Annotated in this window: 17 protein-coding genes; 9 read left to right on the top strand and 8 right to left on the bottom strand. The window is 67.9% G+C overall.

Annotated features, from left to right (window positions below):
- Positions 1–33: 33 nt before the first annotated feature.
- The 6 genes from ACFYRH_RS29835 to ACFYRH_RS29810 form a co-directional block, all read right to left on the bottom strand.
- A complete protein-coding gene (locus tag ACFYRH_RS29835; RefSeq protein ID WP_387782280.1) occupies positions 34–1,674 on the bottom strand; it encodes an inositol monophosphatase family protein in 1,641 nt (546 codons plus the stop codon).
- Positions 1,671–2,735: an ABC transporter ATP-binding protein gene (locus ACFYRH_RS29830; protein WP_387782278.1), complete on the bottom strand. Its 1,065-nt coding sequence runs from the start codon at positions 2,733–2,735 to the stop codon at positions 1,671–1,673. The genes ACFYRH_RS29835 and ACFYRH_RS29830 overlap by 4 nt, the downstream gene beginning before the upstream one ends.
- A gap of 7 nt (positions 2,736–2,742) precedes the next feature.
- Complete coding sequence (locus ACFYRH_RS29825) at positions 2,743–3,552, bottom strand: ABC transporter permease (RefSeq protein ID WP_387782277.1); 810 nt, start codon at positions 3,550–3,552, stop codon at positions 2,743–2,745.
- A complete protein-coding gene (locus ACFYRH_RS29820) occupies positions 3,552–4,499 on the bottom strand; it encodes an ABC transporter permease (protein WP_387782275.1) in 948 nt (315 codons plus the stop codon). Before ACFYRH_RS29820 ends, ACFYRH_RS29825 begins: the two co-directional genes overlap by 1 nt.
- Positions 4,500–4,712: 213 nt before the next feature.
- Positions 4,713–5,870 carry an extracellular solute-binding protein gene (locus ACFYRH_RS29815; RefSeq protein WP_387782273.1) on the bottom strand — a complete coding sequence of 386 codons (1,158 nt, stop codon included), beginning with the start codon at positions 5,868–5,870 and terminating at the stop codon, positions 4,713–4,715.
- Positions 5,871–6,033: 163 nt separating this feature from the next.
- Positions 6,034–7,239, bottom strand: a complete 1,206-nt coding sequence (locus ACFYRH_RS29810; protein WP_387782272.1) for an NADP-dependent malic enzyme — start codon at positions 7,237–7,239, stop codon at positions 6,034–6,036.
- A gap of 206 nt (positions 7,240–7,445) precedes the next feature.
- Here ACFYRH_RS29810 and ACFYRH_RS29805 point away from each other — a divergent pair, with 206 nt between their 5' ends.
- The 8 genes from ACFYRH_RS29805 to ACFYRH_RS29770 all read left to right on the top strand — a co-directional run bounded on the left by ACFYRH_RS29805 (position 7,446) and on the right by ACFYRH_RS29770 (position 14,074).
- Positions 7,446–8,288 (top strand): ABC transporter substrate-binding protein, encoded by an 843-nt coding sequence (locus tag ACFYRH_RS29805; RefSeq protein WP_387782270.1) that lies wholly within the window; start codon positions 7,446–7,448, stop codon positions 8,286–8,288.
- Positions 8,285–9,112, top strand: coding sequence for an amino acid ABC transporter permease (locus ACFYRH_RS29800; RefSeq protein ID WP_387782268.1), 828 nt, complete (start codon positions 8,285–8,287; stop codon positions 9,110–9,112). Before ACFYRH_RS29805 ends, ACFYRH_RS29800 begins: the two co-directional genes overlap by 4 nt.
- Positions 9,112–9,864 carry an amino acid ABC transporter ATP-binding protein gene (locus tag ACFYRH_RS29795; protein ID WP_387782266.1) on the top strand — a complete coding sequence of 251 codons (753 nt, stop codon included), beginning with the start codon at positions 9,112–9,114 and terminating at the stop codon, positions 9,862–9,864. The genes ACFYRH_RS29800 and ACFYRH_RS29795 overlap by 1 nt, the downstream gene beginning before the upstream one ends.
- 200 nt (positions 9,865–10,064) lie before the next feature.
- Positions 10,065–10,967 carry an ABC transporter substrate-binding protein gene (locus ACFYRH_RS29790; protein ID WP_387782264.1) on the top strand — a complete coding sequence of 301 codons (903 nt, stop codon included), beginning with the start codon at positions 10,065–10,067 and terminating at the stop codon, positions 10,965–10,967.
- An 8-nt stretch (positions 10,968–10,975) separates the two neighbouring features.
- Entirely contained in the window at positions 10,976–11,938 is a 963-nt protein-coding gene (locus tag ACFYRH_RS29785; RefSeq protein ID WP_387782262.1) for an amino acid ABC transporter permease, read from the top strand.
- Complete coding sequence (locus ACFYRH_RS29780; RefSeq protein WP_387782260.1) at positions 11,938–12,714, top strand: amino acid ABC transporter ATP-binding protein; 777 nt, start codon at positions 11,938–11,940, stop codon at positions 12,712–12,714. Before ACFYRH_RS29785 ends, ACFYRH_RS29780 begins: the two co-directional genes overlap by 1 nt.
- A gap of 173 nt (positions 12,715–12,887) precedes the next feature.
- A complete protein-coding gene (locus tag ACFYRH_RS29775) occupies positions 12,888–13,280 on the top strand; it encodes an ATP-binding protein (RefSeq protein ID WP_387782258.1) in 393 nt (130 codons plus the stop codon).
- On the top strand, positions 13,277–14,074 hold the full coding sequence (locus ACFYRH_RS29770) for an RNA polymerase sigma factor SigF (protein ID WP_387782256.1): 798 nt from the start codon (positions 13,277–13,279) through the stop codon (positions 14,072–14,074). The genes ACFYRH_RS29775 and ACFYRH_RS29770 overlap by 4 nt, the downstream gene beginning before the upstream one ends.
- A 14-nt stretch (positions 14,075–14,088) precedes the next feature.
- Here the strand turns inward: ACFYRH_RS29770 and ACFYRH_RS29765 are convergent, their stop codons facing one another.
- Positions 14,089–14,499, bottom strand: coding sequence for a hypothetical protein (locus tag ACFYRH_RS29765; RefSeq protein ID WP_387782254.1), 411 nt, complete (start codon positions 14,497–14,499; stop codon positions 14,089–14,091).
- Positions 14,500–14,956: 457 nt separating this feature from the next.
- Between ACFYRH_RS29765 and ACFYRH_RS29760 the strand changes: the two genes are divergently transcribed.
- A complete protein-coding gene (locus tag ACFYRH_RS29760; RefSeq protein ID WP_130383822.1) occupies positions 14,957–15,208 on the top strand; it encodes a WhiB family transcriptional regulator in 252 nt (83 codons plus the stop codon).
- A 66-nt stretch (positions 15,209–15,274) separates the two neighbouring features.
- Here the strand turns inward: ACFYRH_RS29760 and ACFYRH_RS29755 are convergent, their stop codons facing one another.
- Positions 15,275–16,753, bottom strand: a complete 1,479-nt coding sequence (locus tag ACFYRH_RS29755; protein WP_387782252.1) for a sensor histidine kinase — start codon at positions 16,751–16,753, stop codon at positions 15,275–15,277.
- Positions 16,754–16,764: the final 11 nt, after the last annotated feature.

The raw sequence follows: 16,764 nt of genomic DNA, 5'->3' as shown, positions 1-16,764 counted from the left end.
CGAGGCTCAGGCGTCGGCCGGGCGGGACGAGGCTCAGGCGCCCGCTGGGCGGCGGGCGCGTGACCAGAGGTCGTACAGCTCTCTCGCGTGGTCCGGGTGGGCGGCGAGGATGCCGCCGGACTCGGGCCAGACGGTTTCGGCGCCGCTGTCGTCGAGGAGGACGCCGCCGGCTTCACGGACCACGAGCGCGGCGGCGAGGTGGTCGATCGGGCTGAAGCGCTCGATCACCGCACCGACCCCGCGCCCCGCAGCAGGCCCAGCAAGAGTCAGGGTCCCGGACCCCATCACCCGCAGCGTGCAGTACCGGTCGCGGAGCCCGTCCATGAAGACGTCCATCCCGGGCCACGCCGAGTGGTTGAGCAGCTCGGTGCTGACGATCTTCCCCGCCAACCCATTGCCCGCCGAAGCCCTGCCCGCCGAAGCACTGCCCGCCGAAACACTGGTCGCCGGCGCCGCGGACGCGGGCGCGGTTGTCGTGCGGCCTTCCAAGCCCGTGCCGGCGGCGCTTGCGCGGAGGTTGAGGTGGTGGTCGCCCAGTTGGGCGCCTTGGCCGGCGGCGGCGGAGAAGACCTGGTTGCGCCAGACGTCGCCGACGACGGCGACGAGCGGCTCGCGATCGATGGCCAGCGCCAGCGAGAACGCCGTCCACGGCACGCCGTTCGCCAGGTTCGCGGTGCCGTCGACGGGGTCGACGTACCAGCAGGGGACGCCCGGTTCCGCCGTACCGCCGAGTTCCTCGCCGACCACGAGATGGCCGGGCAGCCGCTCGGCGATGACCTTGCGGACCTGCTCCTCGACGGCGACGTCGACAGCCGTCACATGATCCGCGGCATTCGCCTTGGTCCGGACGTCACCGAGATCGGCAGTCCGGGTGAACGCCCCCGCCCACTCCGCGAGCTCCCGCGCGACGGCGATCGCCGTCCGCAGCTCGTCACCGGTCAGCCTCGCGGGCCGGGGCGCCCGTTCCCAGGCTTCCGGCCCTTCCGCGACCACCTTCTGGAACACCCTCAGCCGGTTGGTCGTGACCGCATCAACGCCGAGCGCCAGGGCCCAGCGCATCGCGTCCTCGTCGTCGACCGTCCAGCACGTGACGGCGAGCCCGGCCTGATGGACAGCATCCACGAGCTCCCGGCTCAGGACGACATACTCCGAGTTCACGACCGCGGGCCGCAGACTCGCGAGCACGTCAGCAGGTGGTACGTCGCGGCGGTTCCACGGGAGCCAGATACTCGCCTCCGGGTCGAGACGCCGGACGGTCGTCATCGCGTCGAGGTCGCCGCACCAGGCGACCTGCGTGTCAGATCCCAGCACGGCCTGAACCGCGGCTTCGGCCACCGCCGGCGTCTCGACGTCGATCACGAGCGTCGACGGCGTTCCGGCCATGACGCTCAGGACGTCCGCGAGCAGCGGGACACGCTCCTCGCCTGCGCCAAGCGATGCGACCTCGGCCCAATCGACCGCGGCGACCTGCCGATCAAGCCCCCACAGCCGCTCGAGCGTGGCATCGTGCAGCAGTACGACGCGCCCGTCCCGAGTCACCCGTACGTCGATCTCGACGAAGTCGGCGCCCGCGTCGACGGCGGAACGCACCGCCGCGAGAGTGTTCTCGCGGTACCGCTCGACGTCGCCGCGGTGTGCGGTCGCCCGCGTGGTCCGGACCGGAGCTGTGCTCACGCCTGTCCTCCCTGACGAACGAGCCGCCCGTCCTCGAACTCCAGCCACTTCGCGATCCGCGCCGACCCCTGCGCACCAACGGCAGGCGGGGCCCCCGTCACGTACGACCGAAGTTCAACATCCGCACGCCGCAAGTGGAGCTCCGCGAAATGCCCCCGCGGAACGACCCGCTGCACACTCGCGGCCACGCCGCCCGCGTGTGGGTCCGGCGAGAAGACGACATCCTCAGGCCGAATCCCGATCACGCCCTCGCCGGCCACCACCCGGCCGTCCTCGATCAGGCCCTCGAGCCGGTTGAGGCTGCCGATGAACGTCGCCACGAACTCCGTGGCCGGGGCGCTGTACAGCTCGGCCGGCGTACTGAACTGCTCGATCTTGCCGTTGTTCATCACCGCGATCCGGTCCGAGACCGACATCGCCTCTTCCTGGTCGTGCGTCACGATCACGGTGGTGATCCCCAGCCGCTGCTGGATCTCGCGGATGTCCTCGCGGACCTTGACCCGCAGCTTGGCGTCGAGGTTGCTCAGCGGCTCGTCGAGCAGCAGCAGTTCCGGCTCCTGGACGAGCGCCCGAGCCAGCGCCGTACGTTGCTGCTCGCCGCCGGAGATGCGGGCCGGCCGGGAGTCCTTGTGGTGCATCAGGTTGACCAGTTCGAGCGCGGCGTCGACGCGTTCGGCGATCTCCGCCTTCGGCCGCTTGCGCAGCTTCAGCGGGAAGCCGACGTTCTTCGCCACCGTCATGTGCGGCCAGAGCGCGTAGTTCTGGAACACCATCGCACTCGGTCGCTGCTCGGGTCCGAGGTGCACGACCTCGCGGCCGCCGACCTTGATCGAGCCCGCGTCCGGGGTCAGGAAGCCCGCGATCATCCGCAGCGTCGTGGTCTTGCCGCAGCCGGAGGGGCCGAGCAGCGAGACCAGCTCGCCCGGGTGCACCACCATGTCGAGGCTCTCGATGATGGTGCGCCCGCCGAGCGCCTTGTGCAGGCCCCCGATGTCGAGGCCGCCCCCGGCGCGCTCGGCGCCGGAGCCGGCGGTCCGGGACTCGGTCGTATCGGTCGTCATGGTGCCCCTACTTGATCTGGAAGCCCTCGGCGAGGTGGCCGCCGACGATGTGCTTGTGCGCGGCCAGCAGCAGCGCGACGGACGGGATGGCGAGCAGGATCGAGAACACCGCAGCCACCTGGGTCGGGTAGTTGAGCACCAGGCTGTACATCTGGGTCGGCATCGTCATGTAGTCCGGTGCGCCGACCAGGTACGTACCCTGCGCCTCGTCGAAGGACGCGAGGAAGCTCATGATCGCGGCCACCAGGATGCCCGGCAGCGCCATCGGCAGCGTCACGCTGAAGAACGTCCGCAGCTTGGAGGCCCCGGCGTCCCGCGCCGCCTCCTCGAGACTGCGCGGTACGGCGGCGAACGCGGCCGCCGGGATCCACGTCATGAACACGACGGTGCCGAGCACGTGGACGACGAGGATGCCGAGGATCGTGTTCATCAGGTTGAGCGCGTAGAACAAGGCGGCGAGCGAGACGAACAGCCCCATCTTCGGGAACGCGTTGGCCGCGAACACCGAGATCAGGAAGAACCGCCGTCCCGGGAACTCGAAGCGCGCGAAGGCATAGGCCGCGGGCAGGCAGATCACCGCCGAGACCAGCACGGTGATCGGCGCGAAGAACAACGAGTTCTGTACGGCGACGCCGAGCGCCCGCTCGCTGAAGACGACGCTCCACCACCGCAACGTCCAGCCGTCCGGAAGCAGGTGTGGGTAGGTCCAGCTCGCGGCGAAGGCACGAACGGCCAGCCACGCGAGCGGCCCGATGATGAACAGCGCCAGTACGGCGGCGAACACGACCGTCAGCGCCCGCGAGACTGCCTTGGCCATCAGACCGCCCCGCTTTCCTTGGCGGACCGGAAGTTGGCCCACACGTACACCGCCGCGATCCCGGACGCGATCGCGAACACGATGAACGCGATCACCACGGCCTGCTGCGGCTGGTTGAACGAGGAGAAGTAGTTCGACATGTCGACCCCGAGCATGTTCGGCGAGTTCGGGCCGGTGAAGTACGGCACGGTGAACGAGCCGAGGACCCCGATCGCGGTGAACGTCGTCGCGATGATGATCGGTACGCCGGCCATCGGGACCACGATGCTCACCACCACCCGCCAGAAGGACGCACCGGCGTCCCGGGCGGCGTCGATCATTGCCTGCGGAACCGCCTGCAGGCCCGAGGCGACCAGCAGCGTCGCGAACGGCAGCGATGTCCACACCGAGCCGATGACGACCGTCGCCAGCGTGTACGACCACACCGGGAACCCGAGCCCGAACTGGGCCGCCACGCTGCGCAGGAAGCCGTTCGCGGAGTAGAAGCCGAGGATCGCCCAGGACGCGATGACGACAGGGATGAACAGCGGCACCACCGCGAGCGTGGAGAGCACCTTGCCGAGCAGCCCCGGCGAGAACTTGAGGTACAGCCCGATCCCGACCGCCAGGGCGATCACGAGCGTCGTACTGAGCAGCGTGACGAGCACCGTGACGACCAGGTCCCCGAGGAACCGGGCGTTGGTGAACATCTCGGCGTACGCCGCGAACGTCGGGACGACGCCGTGCGCGCTGTGCACGTTCTGGCCGATCAGCGCGACGGTGCGGTTGAGGCCGCCGGTGAAGCCGAGGCTGAAGCCGAACGCGAGCACCACCGGAAATCCGATGAACAGCGCGATCAGCACGATCGGCGGCAGCGCCATCAGGAACCCACGGGCCCGACCGGCCCGCGCGCGAACGGAGGCGGCGGGCCGGACGACCGCGGGTCGGCTTTCGGCCTCCGCTGTCACGTGCCCAGAACCTTCTGGTCCCAGCTACCCGCCGCACTCATTTGCCTGGCACCTTCTGGTCCCAGCTACACGCCACCGCCGTCATTTGCCTGGCACCTTCTGGTCCCGGCTACACGCCACCGCCGTCATTTGCCTGGCACCTTCTGGTCCCAGCTACACGCCACCGCCGTCATTTGCCTGACACCTTCTGGTCCCAGCTACCCGCCATCGCCGTCATTTGCCTGGCACCTTCTGGTCCCACAGGTTGTTGAGGTCCTTGGTCATCGAGTCGAAGTAGCCCTTGCGCAGGTTGTTCGTGTCGGCGTTCGCGAACTTGCTCTGCAGCTCCTGCGGCAGCTTGTCCAGCGAGATGGCCGGATAGCCCGAGATGTCCTTGACGATCAGGGCCTGCTGCTCGGGCTGCAGCACGAAGTTCGCGACCTTGAGGGCCGCGTCCTTGCTCGGGCTGCTGGCCGGTACGCCGAGATACGCCGCGCCACCGGTGAACGACGGGCCGGAGATCTGCGTGGCCTTCACCGTCGACGGAACCGCACCGTTGGCGACGGCGGTCGTGAACATGTCGGACCACACCGGAGCCATCGAGATCTGCCCGCTCGCCAGCAGGTCCAGCACCTGCTGGTTGCCGTTCGGGTAGACGCCCTTCTGGTACACGTACGGGTTCAGGCCGTGCAGCGTCGCGAAACCCTGGTCCCAGGTGGACTCGAGGCTCTTGTCGTAGCCGACCGTCATCTTCTGCCGCGCGTCGGCGGGCACGTACTTGTCGAGCACCGTCGCCACGAACGATCCACCGGAACCGCCGGACTTCGGCGAGTTGTAGGTGAACTTGCCCGGGTTCGCCTTGATCCAGGCGAGCAGCTCGTCGAGGGTCTTCGGCGGGGCCGGGACGGTCTTGGTGTCGTACGCGAGCAGTACCGAGGAGCCGCGGTACGGAATTCCGCCGGTTCCGCCGGCCTTCACGACATCGGCCGGGATGTCGGCCAGCGGGGCGACCTTCGCCGCGTCGACCGGTTCGAGGAAGTTCGCGGCCGACGCCTTCGGCACGAAGCCGCCGTCGACCAGGTCGAAGCCCGGGTCCTTCTTCTGGGCGACCGACGCGGACAGTTTCGCCATCGTCTGGGCGTCGTGCTCACCGTGCAGGTCGAGGGTGATCTGCACCTTGTAGCCGGGGTTGGCCTTCTCGAACGCCGGACCGAGGTCGTCGGTCCAGAGCTTCTGGATGTTCGTGTCGCCGCTGATGAAGACCCTGACCGTCTTCACATCGCCGGCGCCGCCGCCCTTCGCGGCCGTGCTGCTCTGCGGCGCGCACCCACTCAGCGCGAGGGCCGCGGCGGTGACTGCCGCGACCGCCGCGACTGCGGTCCTGAGCTTCATGGACGCCTCCCACCATCAGTCCGGGTGTGGAATGCCCGGCGGGCAAAACCACGCCAATGGTGGCTGCGGCAGTTTGTTAAGTCAATAGCTTTCCAGGAAGCGTTTGATAACTGGTGGAAAACAACCAAAGACCAGAAGAAGTTGCTCTCAGCAACGCATTGGCTCAGGCCGGGCGGGCGACGCCGTCCGCCTCGGCCGCCGCGGCGACGGCGGTCGCGACGGCCGGGGCGACGCGCTCGTCGAACGGGGACGGGATGATGTAGTCCGGCCGGAGGTCCGGCGCCGCGATCAGGCTCGCGAGGGCGTCGGCGGCGGCGAGCTTCATACCCTCGGTGATCCGGGACGCGTTCGCGTCGAACGCGCCGCGGAAGATGCCGGGGAACGCCAGCACGTTGTTGATCTGGTTCGGGAAGTCCGAGCGTCCGGTCGCGACCACCGCGGCGTGCCGGTGCGCGATGTCCGGGTGTACTTCGGGGTTCGGGTTCGCCAGCGCGAAGATCATCGCGTCGTCGGCCATCTGCGCCACGGCCTCCTCGGGCACCGTGCCGCCGGAGACGCCGAGGAACAGGTCCGCGCCCGCGAGCGCGTCGACCAGCCGGCCCGACCGGCCGCCGGTGTTGGTGTCACGGGCCAGCGACAGCTTCACCGGGTTCAGGTCCGGACGGTCCTCGTGCAGTACACCCTTGCTGTCGACAACCGCCAGGTCGCCGACACCGGCCTGCAGCAGGATCCGGGCACACGCGACCCCCGCCGCACCGGCGCCGGAGATCACCACGCGGATGTTCTCGATCGATTTCCCGGTCACCCGGAGCGCGTTCCGCAGCGCGGCCAGTACGACGACCGCCGTACCGTGCTGGTCGTCGTGGAAGACCGGGATGTCGAGCCGCTCCTTGAGCCGGCGCTCGATCTCGAAGCAGCGCGGCGCGGAGATGTCCTCCAGGTTGATGCCGCCGAACGTCGGTGCCATCCGCGCGACCGTCTCGACGAACTCGTCCACGTCGGTGCAGTCCAGCGCGATCGGCACCGAGTCGACGCCGCCGAACTCCTTGAACAGCAGCGCCTTGCCCTCCATCACCGGCAGCGACGCGGCCGGGCCGATGTCGCCGAGGCCGAGGACCGCGGTGCCGTCGGTGACGACCGCGACCACGTTCGACTTCCAGGTGTAGCGCCGGACCAGCGCCGGGTCCTCGGCGATCGCGGTGCAGACCCGGGCGACGCCGGGCGTGTACGCCTTGGACAGGTCGTCGGCATCGGTGACGTGGATCGAGGACGTGACCTCGATCTTGCCGCCGCGATGCAGCTCGAAGACGGCATCACCGGCGTACTGATCGGTGGCGGGAACGGCGGGCGAGAACGGCTCGGCAACCATGGGGGACCCTTCGGAAGGCATGCGGAAGTCAGGCGGAATGGAGAGTGGGCGTTCGATGAGGGTGCGTCGAACGGCGCCGTTGCCAGGGGGTCACCCGTCGCCCACGAGTAAACCACAGCGGCGACTGGTCTGCTGTGAGGGGTCCCACAGGAACCCGGGTGTGCCAGGATTCTCGGAATCCCAACCCCTGTCGAGGAGAACTCGCGATGAACATCGTCCCCACTCTCCGCACGACGCGCGTACGGGCGGCCTTCGCAGCGGCCGCCGTACTCGCGCTGACGCTGTCCGCCTGTGGTGGTGGATCGGACGGCGGTGGTTCCGACGACAAAGCCAAGGCGGCCGGCATCACGCTGGTGAAGCCCGGCAAGCTGACCATCTGCACCCACCTGCCGTACAAGCCCTTCCAGTACAAGGACGGCACCAAGGTCGTCGGGTTCGACGTGGATCTGCTCGACCTGGTCGCCCAGGACCTCGGCCTCGAGCAGGACGTGGTGAACATCGAGTGGTCCCAGGTCACCTCGGGTGCCGCGTTCCAGGCGAAGAAGTGCGACATGGGGATGGGCGCGATGACCATCACCCCCGAGCGCCAGGCCGCGATCAGCATCACCGCGCCGTACATGGACGCCACCCAGGTGCTGATGACCAAGAAGGACTCCGGCATCAAGACGCTGGCGGACCTGAAGGGCAAGAAGCTCGGCGCCCAGGCCGACACCACCGGCAAGAAGTACGCCGACCAGAACGCCGCCGCCAACGGGTACACGGTGATCCCGTTCAACGACCTCGCGCTGCAGGAGAACAACGTGAAGTCCGGCCGGGTGGATGCCGCGATCAACGACAACGGCGTGCTGTACCCGTATGTCAAGGACAACCCGGACATGGCCGTGGTGGCCGAGTTCAACACCGGCGAGCAGTACGGGTTCGGCGCGCTCAAGGACGGCAGCGGCCCGAAGCTGGTGGCCAAGTTCAACGACCTGCTGACCAAGGCGAAGTCGGACGGCAAGTACAACGAGATCTACAAGAAGTGGTTCGGGGTTGAGCCGAAGAAGTGAGTACCTCGACCGAGACCGAGACAGTTGAGCGGAAGGGGCTGAGCCCGCGGCAGCGGGCCCAGCGCTCCCGCTGGATCCAGTACGCGATTCTCGTCGTCCTGATCCTGGCCGCGGTGTTCAGTGCCAACTGGCACCAGATCGCCGACGTGTTCTTCCGGCCGGAGTTCATCAGGTCGACGTTCGAGAACGGCGTGCTGAAGGCGTTGCTGAAGACGCTCGAGTACACGGCCGGCGCGTTCGTCATCGGGCTGGCCGGCGGCACCCTGCTGGCACTGATGAAGCTCAGTCAGGTCGGCCCGTACCGGTGGATCGCGACGGCGTACATCGAGTTCTTCCGCGGGCTGCCGGCGATCGTGGTGTTCATCGCGTTCAGCCTGCTGCCGCTGGCGTTCCCCGGGATGACGATTCCCTGGGACCCGTACGGCGTCGTGTGGCTGGCGCTCGGGATCGTCGCGTCGGCGTACATGGCCGAGGTGATCCGGGCCGGCATCCAGGCGGTACCGCGCGGACAGGTCGAGGCGGCCCGCTCGCTCGGCATGCCGGCCGGACTGGCGATGCGGAAGATCGTGTTGCCGCAGGCGTTCCGGATCGTGCTGCCGCCGCTGACCAACGACCTGATCCTGCTGGTCAAGGACTCCTCGCTGGTGTTCATGATCGGCGTCGCCGCGGACGGCTACGAGCTCACCGGATTCGGCCGCGACCTGGCGAACACGGACTCGAACCTGACCCCGATCGTGGTCTGTGGCTTCTGCTACCTGGTGATCACCCTGCCGCTCGGCCTCCTGGCGCGCCGGCTCGAGGCCCGTACTGCGAGGACCCGCTGATGGCACTGGTAGAGATCAAGAACCTGCACAAGTCGTTCGGCAGCAACCACGTCCTGCGCGGTATCGACTTCACCGTCGAGCAGGGCGAGGTCGTCTGCGTGATCGGACCGTCCGGATCGGGCAAGTCCACGTTGCTACGGTGCGTCAACCTGCTCGAGCAACCGCAGGAGGGCCAGGTGATCGTCCGTGGCGAGGACCTCACCGATCCGGACTGCCACCTGGACTCCGCCCGGCAGCAGATCGGGATGGTCTTCCAGCAGTTCAACCTGTTCCCGCACCTGTCGGCGCTGGCGAACTGCACCGTTGCCCAGCGCACTGTCCTGAAGCGCGGAGAGGCGGACGCGACCCGGATCGCCCGCGCCAACCTGGAGCGGGTCGGGCTGAGCGACAAGATCGACGCCTACCCCGCGCAGCTGTCCGGTGGCCAGCAGCAACGGGTCGCGATCGCCCGGGCCCTGTCGATGGACCCGGCGCTGATGCTGTTCGACGAACCGACGTCGGCGCTCGACCCGGAGTTGGTCGGGGACGTCCTCACGGTGATGCGCAAGCTCGCCCTGGACGGTATGACGATGCTCGTCGTCACCCACGAGATGGCGTTCGCCCGCGAGGTCGCCGACCGGGTGGTCTTCATGGACGGCGGCGTGATCGTCGAGCAGGGCCCGCCCGCCGACGTGATCGGCAATCCCACCGAGGAACGCACCCGGACCTTCCTGCGCCGGGTGCTCGACCCGACGCACGTCGAACCGGAGTGATGCCGGACTGATTCTGGACTGATTCCAGGGGACGATCGTCACGCTGCGTGTCCGGATGGTCGACGGGACGCAGCGTGACGGCCACCAGACTACGAATAGGTCTCCATTCGCGGTTGGTCCGTGCGTTGCCCGCAGGTCGCTGTGTCAAGATGCGGACACATGGCACCGGGCCGACCGGTGCCCGGGTTTGGAGGACCTAGATGTCTGTCCTGAGTAGGACGCTGGTGCTGACCGGCGCCCTGGTTCTCGCCGCCACCGGCTGCGGTTCGAACTCTCTCGAAAGTGGTTCGTCCACCTCGCCGACGAGCGCCCCCTCCAGCGCCAAGGTGAGTGCCGATCCAGCTCTGGTGGCCGCGCTGCCGCCGAAGATCAAGTCCGCCGGCAAGATCGTCGTCGGCGTCGACGCGACGTACCGTCCGAACGAGTTCCTGCAGGGCGGCCAGACCGTCGTCGGCATGGACGTCGACCTGTTCAACGCGGTGGCGCAGAAGTTCGGCGTCACGGTCGAGTGGCAGCCGGCCACCTTCAGCACGATCATCACGGGCGTCCAGGGCGGCAAGTACGACGTCGGTGTCTCGTCGTTCACGATCAACGACCAGCGCAAGAAGCAGGTCAACATGGTCAGCTACTTCAGCGCCGGCACATTGTGGGCCGCCAAGAAGGGCAACCCCAAGGGCGTGAACCCCGACGACCCGTGTGGCAAGACCATCGGCGTGCAGACCGGTACGACGCAACAGCAGGACGACCTGCCCGTGCGTCTGAAGAAGTGCACGTCCGCAGGCAAGCCGGCGTTCAAGGAGCTGCCGCGCGACAAGCAGGACCAGGCCACCGCCGACCTGGTGTCCGGCAAGTCCGACGCGATGTTGGCCGACTCGCCCGTCGTGCTGGACGCGATCAAGCAGACCAACGGGCAACTGCAGCAGATCGGTCAGATCTACGACGCGGCGCCGTACGGCTATGTCGTCCCGAAGGCGGACACGCAGTTCGCACAGGCGATCGTCAAGGCACTGCAGGAGCTGAACGCCGACGGCAGCTACAAGTCGATCCTGCAGAAGTGGAACAACGACTCGGGCGCGATCTCCGACTTCGCCGTGAACCCGTGAGCTGAATCATGAGTACCGATGCGAAGACCCGGCCGACGGACGAACTGTCCGAGCGGCCGGGCGCGATCAACGCCGTACCTGTCCGGCATCCCGGTCGCTGGGTCGCGATCGCGATCATCGTGATCCTGGTCGGGATGCTGGTGCACCTGCTGGTCACCAACAAGGCGTTCGACTGGTCGTTCGTCTTCAAGGCGATGAACCAGCAGCCAGTGATCCGGGGCTTCCTCAAGGGCACCCTGCTGGTCACCGCGCTCTCGATGATCGTCGGTGTCGCGGGCGGCGTACTGCTGGCCGTGATGCGGCTGTCGGACAACCCGATCCTGTCCGCGGTGTCGTGGGTGTTCACCTGGTTCTTCCGGAGCATCCCGCGGTACATCCTGCTGTTCACGATGGGCACGCTGGGCATCTTGTTCCCGCAGGGCATCGACTTCGGGATCCCGTTCGACTGGAAGATCATCGACTGGCTGGGGCTGTCCGGTGACTGGCGGTTCTTCAACCTGAACGCGAACCAGGTGTTCACCGGGATCGCCGCCGGTGTGATCGGCCTGGGCCTGTCCGAGGCGGCCTACATGGCCGAGATCGCCCGGGCCGGGATCATGAGCGTCGACAAGGGCCAGGCCGAGGCGGCGGAGGCCCTCGGCATGAGCAGCGGCAAGGTGATGCGCCGGGTCGTGCTGCCGCAGGCGATGCGGGTGATCGTGCCGCCGACCGGCAACGAGACGATCGCGATGCTGAAGGACACCTCGCTGCTGCTGGCCGTGCCGGTGATCGGCGAGCTGTTCTACCAGTTGCAGTCGATCGGCAGCAACTTCTACAAGACCTTCCCGATCGCGGTCGCGGCGACGCTGTACTACCTGGCGGCGACGAGTGTGCTGATGGTCGGGCAGTACTTCCTCGAGCGGCACTTCGGCCGCGGCTTCGGGACCAAGGCCCCACGGGCCGCCCGGCCGGCCGGTGCAGGAGGCGCCTGATGCCTTTGGTCCACGCGGTGAACGTGAGCAAGTCCTTCCACCACAACGAGGTGCTGAAGGGCATCGACCTGGACGTCGAGCGCGGTCAGGTGGTGTGTCTGCTCGGGCCGTCCGGCTCCGGCAAGACGACCTTCCTGCGCTGCATCAACCAGCTCGAGACGATCGACGGCGGCCGGATCTGGGTCGACGACCAGCTGATGGGGTACGCCGACCGCAACGGGAAGCTGTACCGCCTGAAGAACAAGGAAATCGCGGCCCAGCGCCGCGAGATCGGGATGGTCTTCCAGCGGTTCAACCTGTTCCCGCACATGACTGCGATCGAGAACGTCGCGGAGGCGCCGGTCCAGGTCAAGCGTGAGGGGAAGAAACAGGCTCGGGCCCGGGCGCAGGAACTGCTCGAGCGCGTCGGGCTCGGCGACCGCTGCGCGGCGTACCCGGCGCAGCTGTCCGGTGGGCAGCAGCAGCGGGTGGCGATCGCGCGGGCGCTGGCGATGCAGCCGAAGCTGATGCTGTTCGACGAGCCGACGTCGGCGCTCGACCCGGAGCTCGTCGGTGAGGTGCTCGCGGTGATGCGGGAACTCGCCGCCGACGGCATGACGATGATCGTGGTCACCCACGAGATGGCCTTCGCCCGGGACGTCGCGGACACGGTCGTGTTCATGGACGGTGGCGTGGTCGTCGAGGCCGGCCCGCCGAAGAGCGTGATCGGCGACCCGCAGCACCAGCGCACCCGCACGTTCCTCACCCGCCTCCGTTCGGAGCACGAACACGCCTGAGTAAGGTCATGGGGCCTCCCGGTCCGGACTGAGGAGCGGAGAGAGCGCAGCGACCGGAGCGACGAGGGAAGACCGGGAGTCACAGCCCCATGACCACGCCGCGCCGAAGGCGCGGCCAAAAGTACTGTTGGATGATGTACGGCGTGGTGGTGGGCCGATACGAGGGAGATGACGTGAGCAGCACGGGACGAGCCGCGGAGGTCCGCCTGAGTATTCCGGCGGACAGTGCGTACATCGCCGTACCCCGATCCGTGGTCGGCAATCTCGCGGCTCGCAACGACTTCACCCTGGACGCGATCGACGATCTGCGGATCGCGGTCGACGAGGCGTGCGCGCTGCTGCTGCCGGAGGCGTCCGACGGCGTACTGGACTGCATCTTCGAGATCGCTCCGCCGCAGCTGACCGTGCGAGCGAGCGCGGTGGTACCGAGCGGCTGGACGCCGGACACCGACTCGTTCGGCTGGACGGTGCTGACCGCGCTGGTGGAGTCCGTCGCCGCCGAAACCGTCGACGGCCGCCTGACCATCACCGTCACGGCAACCGCCACCGCGACGGAGACCGCGTGACCGACGACACGTCCCTGGGCGAAGCCCAGGAGTCCAATCAGTTGCGGACGCGTACGGCCGAGCTGTTTCGCGGGATGGCGGCGGCGTCCGGACCGGGCGACCCGGCGTACGCCGCGGCCCGGGACGGCCTGGTGTCGCTGCACATGCCGCTGGTGGAGCACCTCGCCCGCCGGTTCCGCAACCGCGGCGAGCCGTACGACGACCTGGTCCAGGTCGCGACCATCGGACTGATCAAGGCGATCGACCGCTTCGACTCCGATCGCGGGGTCGAGTTCTCGACGTACGCGACGCCGACGATCCTCGGCGAGATCAAGCGGTACTTCCGGGACAAGGGCTGGGCCATCCGGGTGCCGCGCCGGCTGCAGGAGCTGCGGCTGTCGCTGACCGCCGCGACCGCCGAGCTGACCCAGGAGCTCGGCCGGGCACCGACGGTGGCCGAGCTGTCCGAGCGCCTCGGGCTCTCACCGGACCTGGTGATCGAGGGCCTGGAGTCCGCGAACGCGTACAACACCTTGTCCCTGGACGCTCCCGATCAGAACGAGACCGACACCACCACGGTCCTCGACGGGCTCGGTGGCGAGGACGAGGCGCTGGAGAGCGTCGAGTACCGGGAGTCGCTCAAACCGCTGCTCGCGCAGCTCGACACCCGCGAGAAGCGGATCCTGACGCTGCGGTTCTTCCGCGGCATGACGCAGTCCCAGATCGCCGAGGAGATCGGCATCTCGCAGATGCACGTTTCGCGGCTGCTCGCCCGGACGCTCACCGAGCTCCGGACGGGTCTGCTGAAGGAATAGGGCGGGAGCCGAACTCAGAGCACCGGGTGATCGTTGGACGCACCATCGGCCAGCGCGTCGGTGGACGCCTTCTGGAACACGCAGATCAGCACGACGAGGGCCAGCACCGCGAGCGCGACGGCGACGATCTTGGTCGATCCGCCCCAGAAACTGTACGAGACCAGTAACTGGATCAGCTGTGCGAAGACCGTCGGTCCACGGCTCCAGCGGGCCGCCTTCCACAGGCCGCGGGCGACGAGTCCGAGGCCGGCGCCGTACACGATGAAGAAGCCGGTGGTGGTCAGACCGAGCACCAACCGGGACCCGTGGATCGTGAAGGCTTCGGCAATTCCCAGAACGATGAGCGCGAGCCCTTCCACAGCGACCACTGCCGCGGCTAGCTTGAGCGGTCTCGGGACTGCGGCAACTGGGGAGTCGGTCGGCACTTCGCCAGCTTAGTGCCACAGGGTCCCGGGGCCTTTCGGGTACGTCCGACCTGTGCGCACCCGATGCGGTGCGCGGTCGCCCCGGCCCCACAGGGTTTTGAGGTTGTGCGTAACCAAAGAGTGGTTGGAACGGTTACCTGCAGTGAACGGGTGCTCGCAGATGGATCTCCTCGTCCGATAACCGGATAAAGAGAACCGCTGAGTGCCGGTTCGGAGTGTTAAGGAAGTGTTGTGATCTGATCGACAACTCCAGAACCCTTGTTTCACAACACTGAGATTGGGAACATGGAGTCGTTCGTGAACGCGTTCACAACACAGGCCACGAAGAGTGTTGAGATCCGCAGTTCGCACGCCAGCACCCCCGCCGTGCGAGACGAACCACGTGTAGCAGCACCGCTGATCGGGCACAGACCTACCCGTCAGCATACGTCAACTACTGAGAGAGATGGGATCCGCCATGGATTGGCGCCACCGGGCCGTATGCCTCGACGAGGACCCGGAACTGTTCTTCCCCATCGGCAACACCGGGCCCGCGATCATGCAGATCGAGGAGGCCAAGCAGGTGTGCCGACGCTGCGACGTACGCGAGCAGTGCCTCGCCTGGGCACTGGAAGCCGGCCAGGACCACGGTGTCTGGGGCGGCCTGAGCGAGGACGAGCGCCGCGCTCTGAAGCGCCGCAACGCCCGCCAGCGCATCCGTACCGCCTGAGCTAGCTAGTCCTCTCGAGGCCCCGCGGAGTGTCCGCGGGGCCTTTGTGTTTGCCCTGCTCCTCGACTACTCCTTGACAGGGATGTCGAGGGTGACTTGGGTACCGGAGCGCCCGTCGTGACGGTTGCCGAAGGCCAGGGTCCCGTCCAGCTCGCCGATCACCAGCGTGCGGACGATCGACAGCCCCAAGTTCCCGGACAGTTCGGTGTCGAAGTTCGTCGGCAACCCCTTGCCGTCGTCGATCACGTCGATGCGCAGCCGGCCCACCGACCGCTCGGCGATCAGCTCGATGGTCCCGCTGGCCTCGCCGCCGTCGCGGGTGCCGAACGCGTGCTCCACCGAGTTCTGCATCAGCTCGGTCAGCACCATCGCGAGCGGAGTCGCGACTTCGGAGTCCAGTACGCCGAACGTCCCGGTGCGCCGCGTCTCCACCGAGGTCGCGACCGTCGACACGTCCGCGACCATCGCGCTCACCCGGTCGGCCACGTCGTCGAAGTCCACGTGCTCGTCGAACGACTCCGACAGCGTCTCGTGCACGATCGCGATCGACCCGACGCGGCGGACCGCCTCGGCCAGCGCGGCCTGTCCTTCGCCGACCGTGATCCTTCGGGCCTGCATCCGGAGTAACGCGGCGACCGTCTGCAAGTTGTTCTTGACGCGATGATGAATCTCCCGGATGGTCGCCTCCTTGGTGACCAGCTCCCGTTCCCGGCTGCGCAGCTCTGTGACGTCGCGGAGCAGGATCAGTGCCCCGACGTGCGCGCCGTCCGCACGCAGCGGGATCGCCCGCAGGAACAGGGTCGCGTCGGAGTTCTCGATCTCGATCTCCTGGGCGGCCCGCCCGGTCACCACGGACGCGAGCACGTCGTCGACCTTGTGCCCGGAATGCAGCAGGTCGGCGGTGACGTCCTTCAAGCGGCTGCCGACCAGATCGGTGACCAGACCCATTCGCCGGTACGCCGACAACGCATTCGGGCTCGCGAACGTCACCATTCCGTGCCGATCGACCCGGATGCAGCCGTCGCCGACCCGCGGAGTGGTGGACAGCAGGCGTTCCCCGCCGTACGGGAAGATGCCGTCGGTGATCATCCGGGCCAGGTCGGTCGCGCTCTGCAGGTACGCGATCTCCAGCCGGGACGGTGTCCGGACGCCGAGCAGGTTGGTGTTCCGCGCGATCACCGCGATCACGCGGGAGCCTCGGCGTACCGGGATCGTCTCGACCCGGACGGGTACGTCGTCGCGCCACTCCGGGTCGCCCTCGCGGCAGATCCGGCCGCCGTCGTACGCCTGGTCCAGCAGGTGCCGGCGGCCGCGCGGGATGAAGCTGCCGACGATATCGTCCAGGTACGCCGTCGGGCCGGTCGTCGGCCGCATCTGCGCACCGGCCCAGAACCCGAGCCCCTCGGTGTCCGGGAGCCACAGGACGAGGTCGGCGAACGACAGGTCGGCCAGCATCTGCCAGTCCGAGACGAGCAGTTGCAAGCGGTCCAGGTCGGCCTGGTCGAGCGTGGTGTGGTTGCGCGCCACATCGGTCAAAGACGGCACCCTCCGATGCT

It is taken from the genome of Kribbella sp. NPDC004875, from assembly GCF_042873375.1.
GTDB lineage: Bacteria > Actinomycetota > Actinomycetes > Propionibacteriales > Kribbellaceae > Kribbella.
This window is presented reverse-complemented; position numbering and strand designations above follow the sequence as displayed.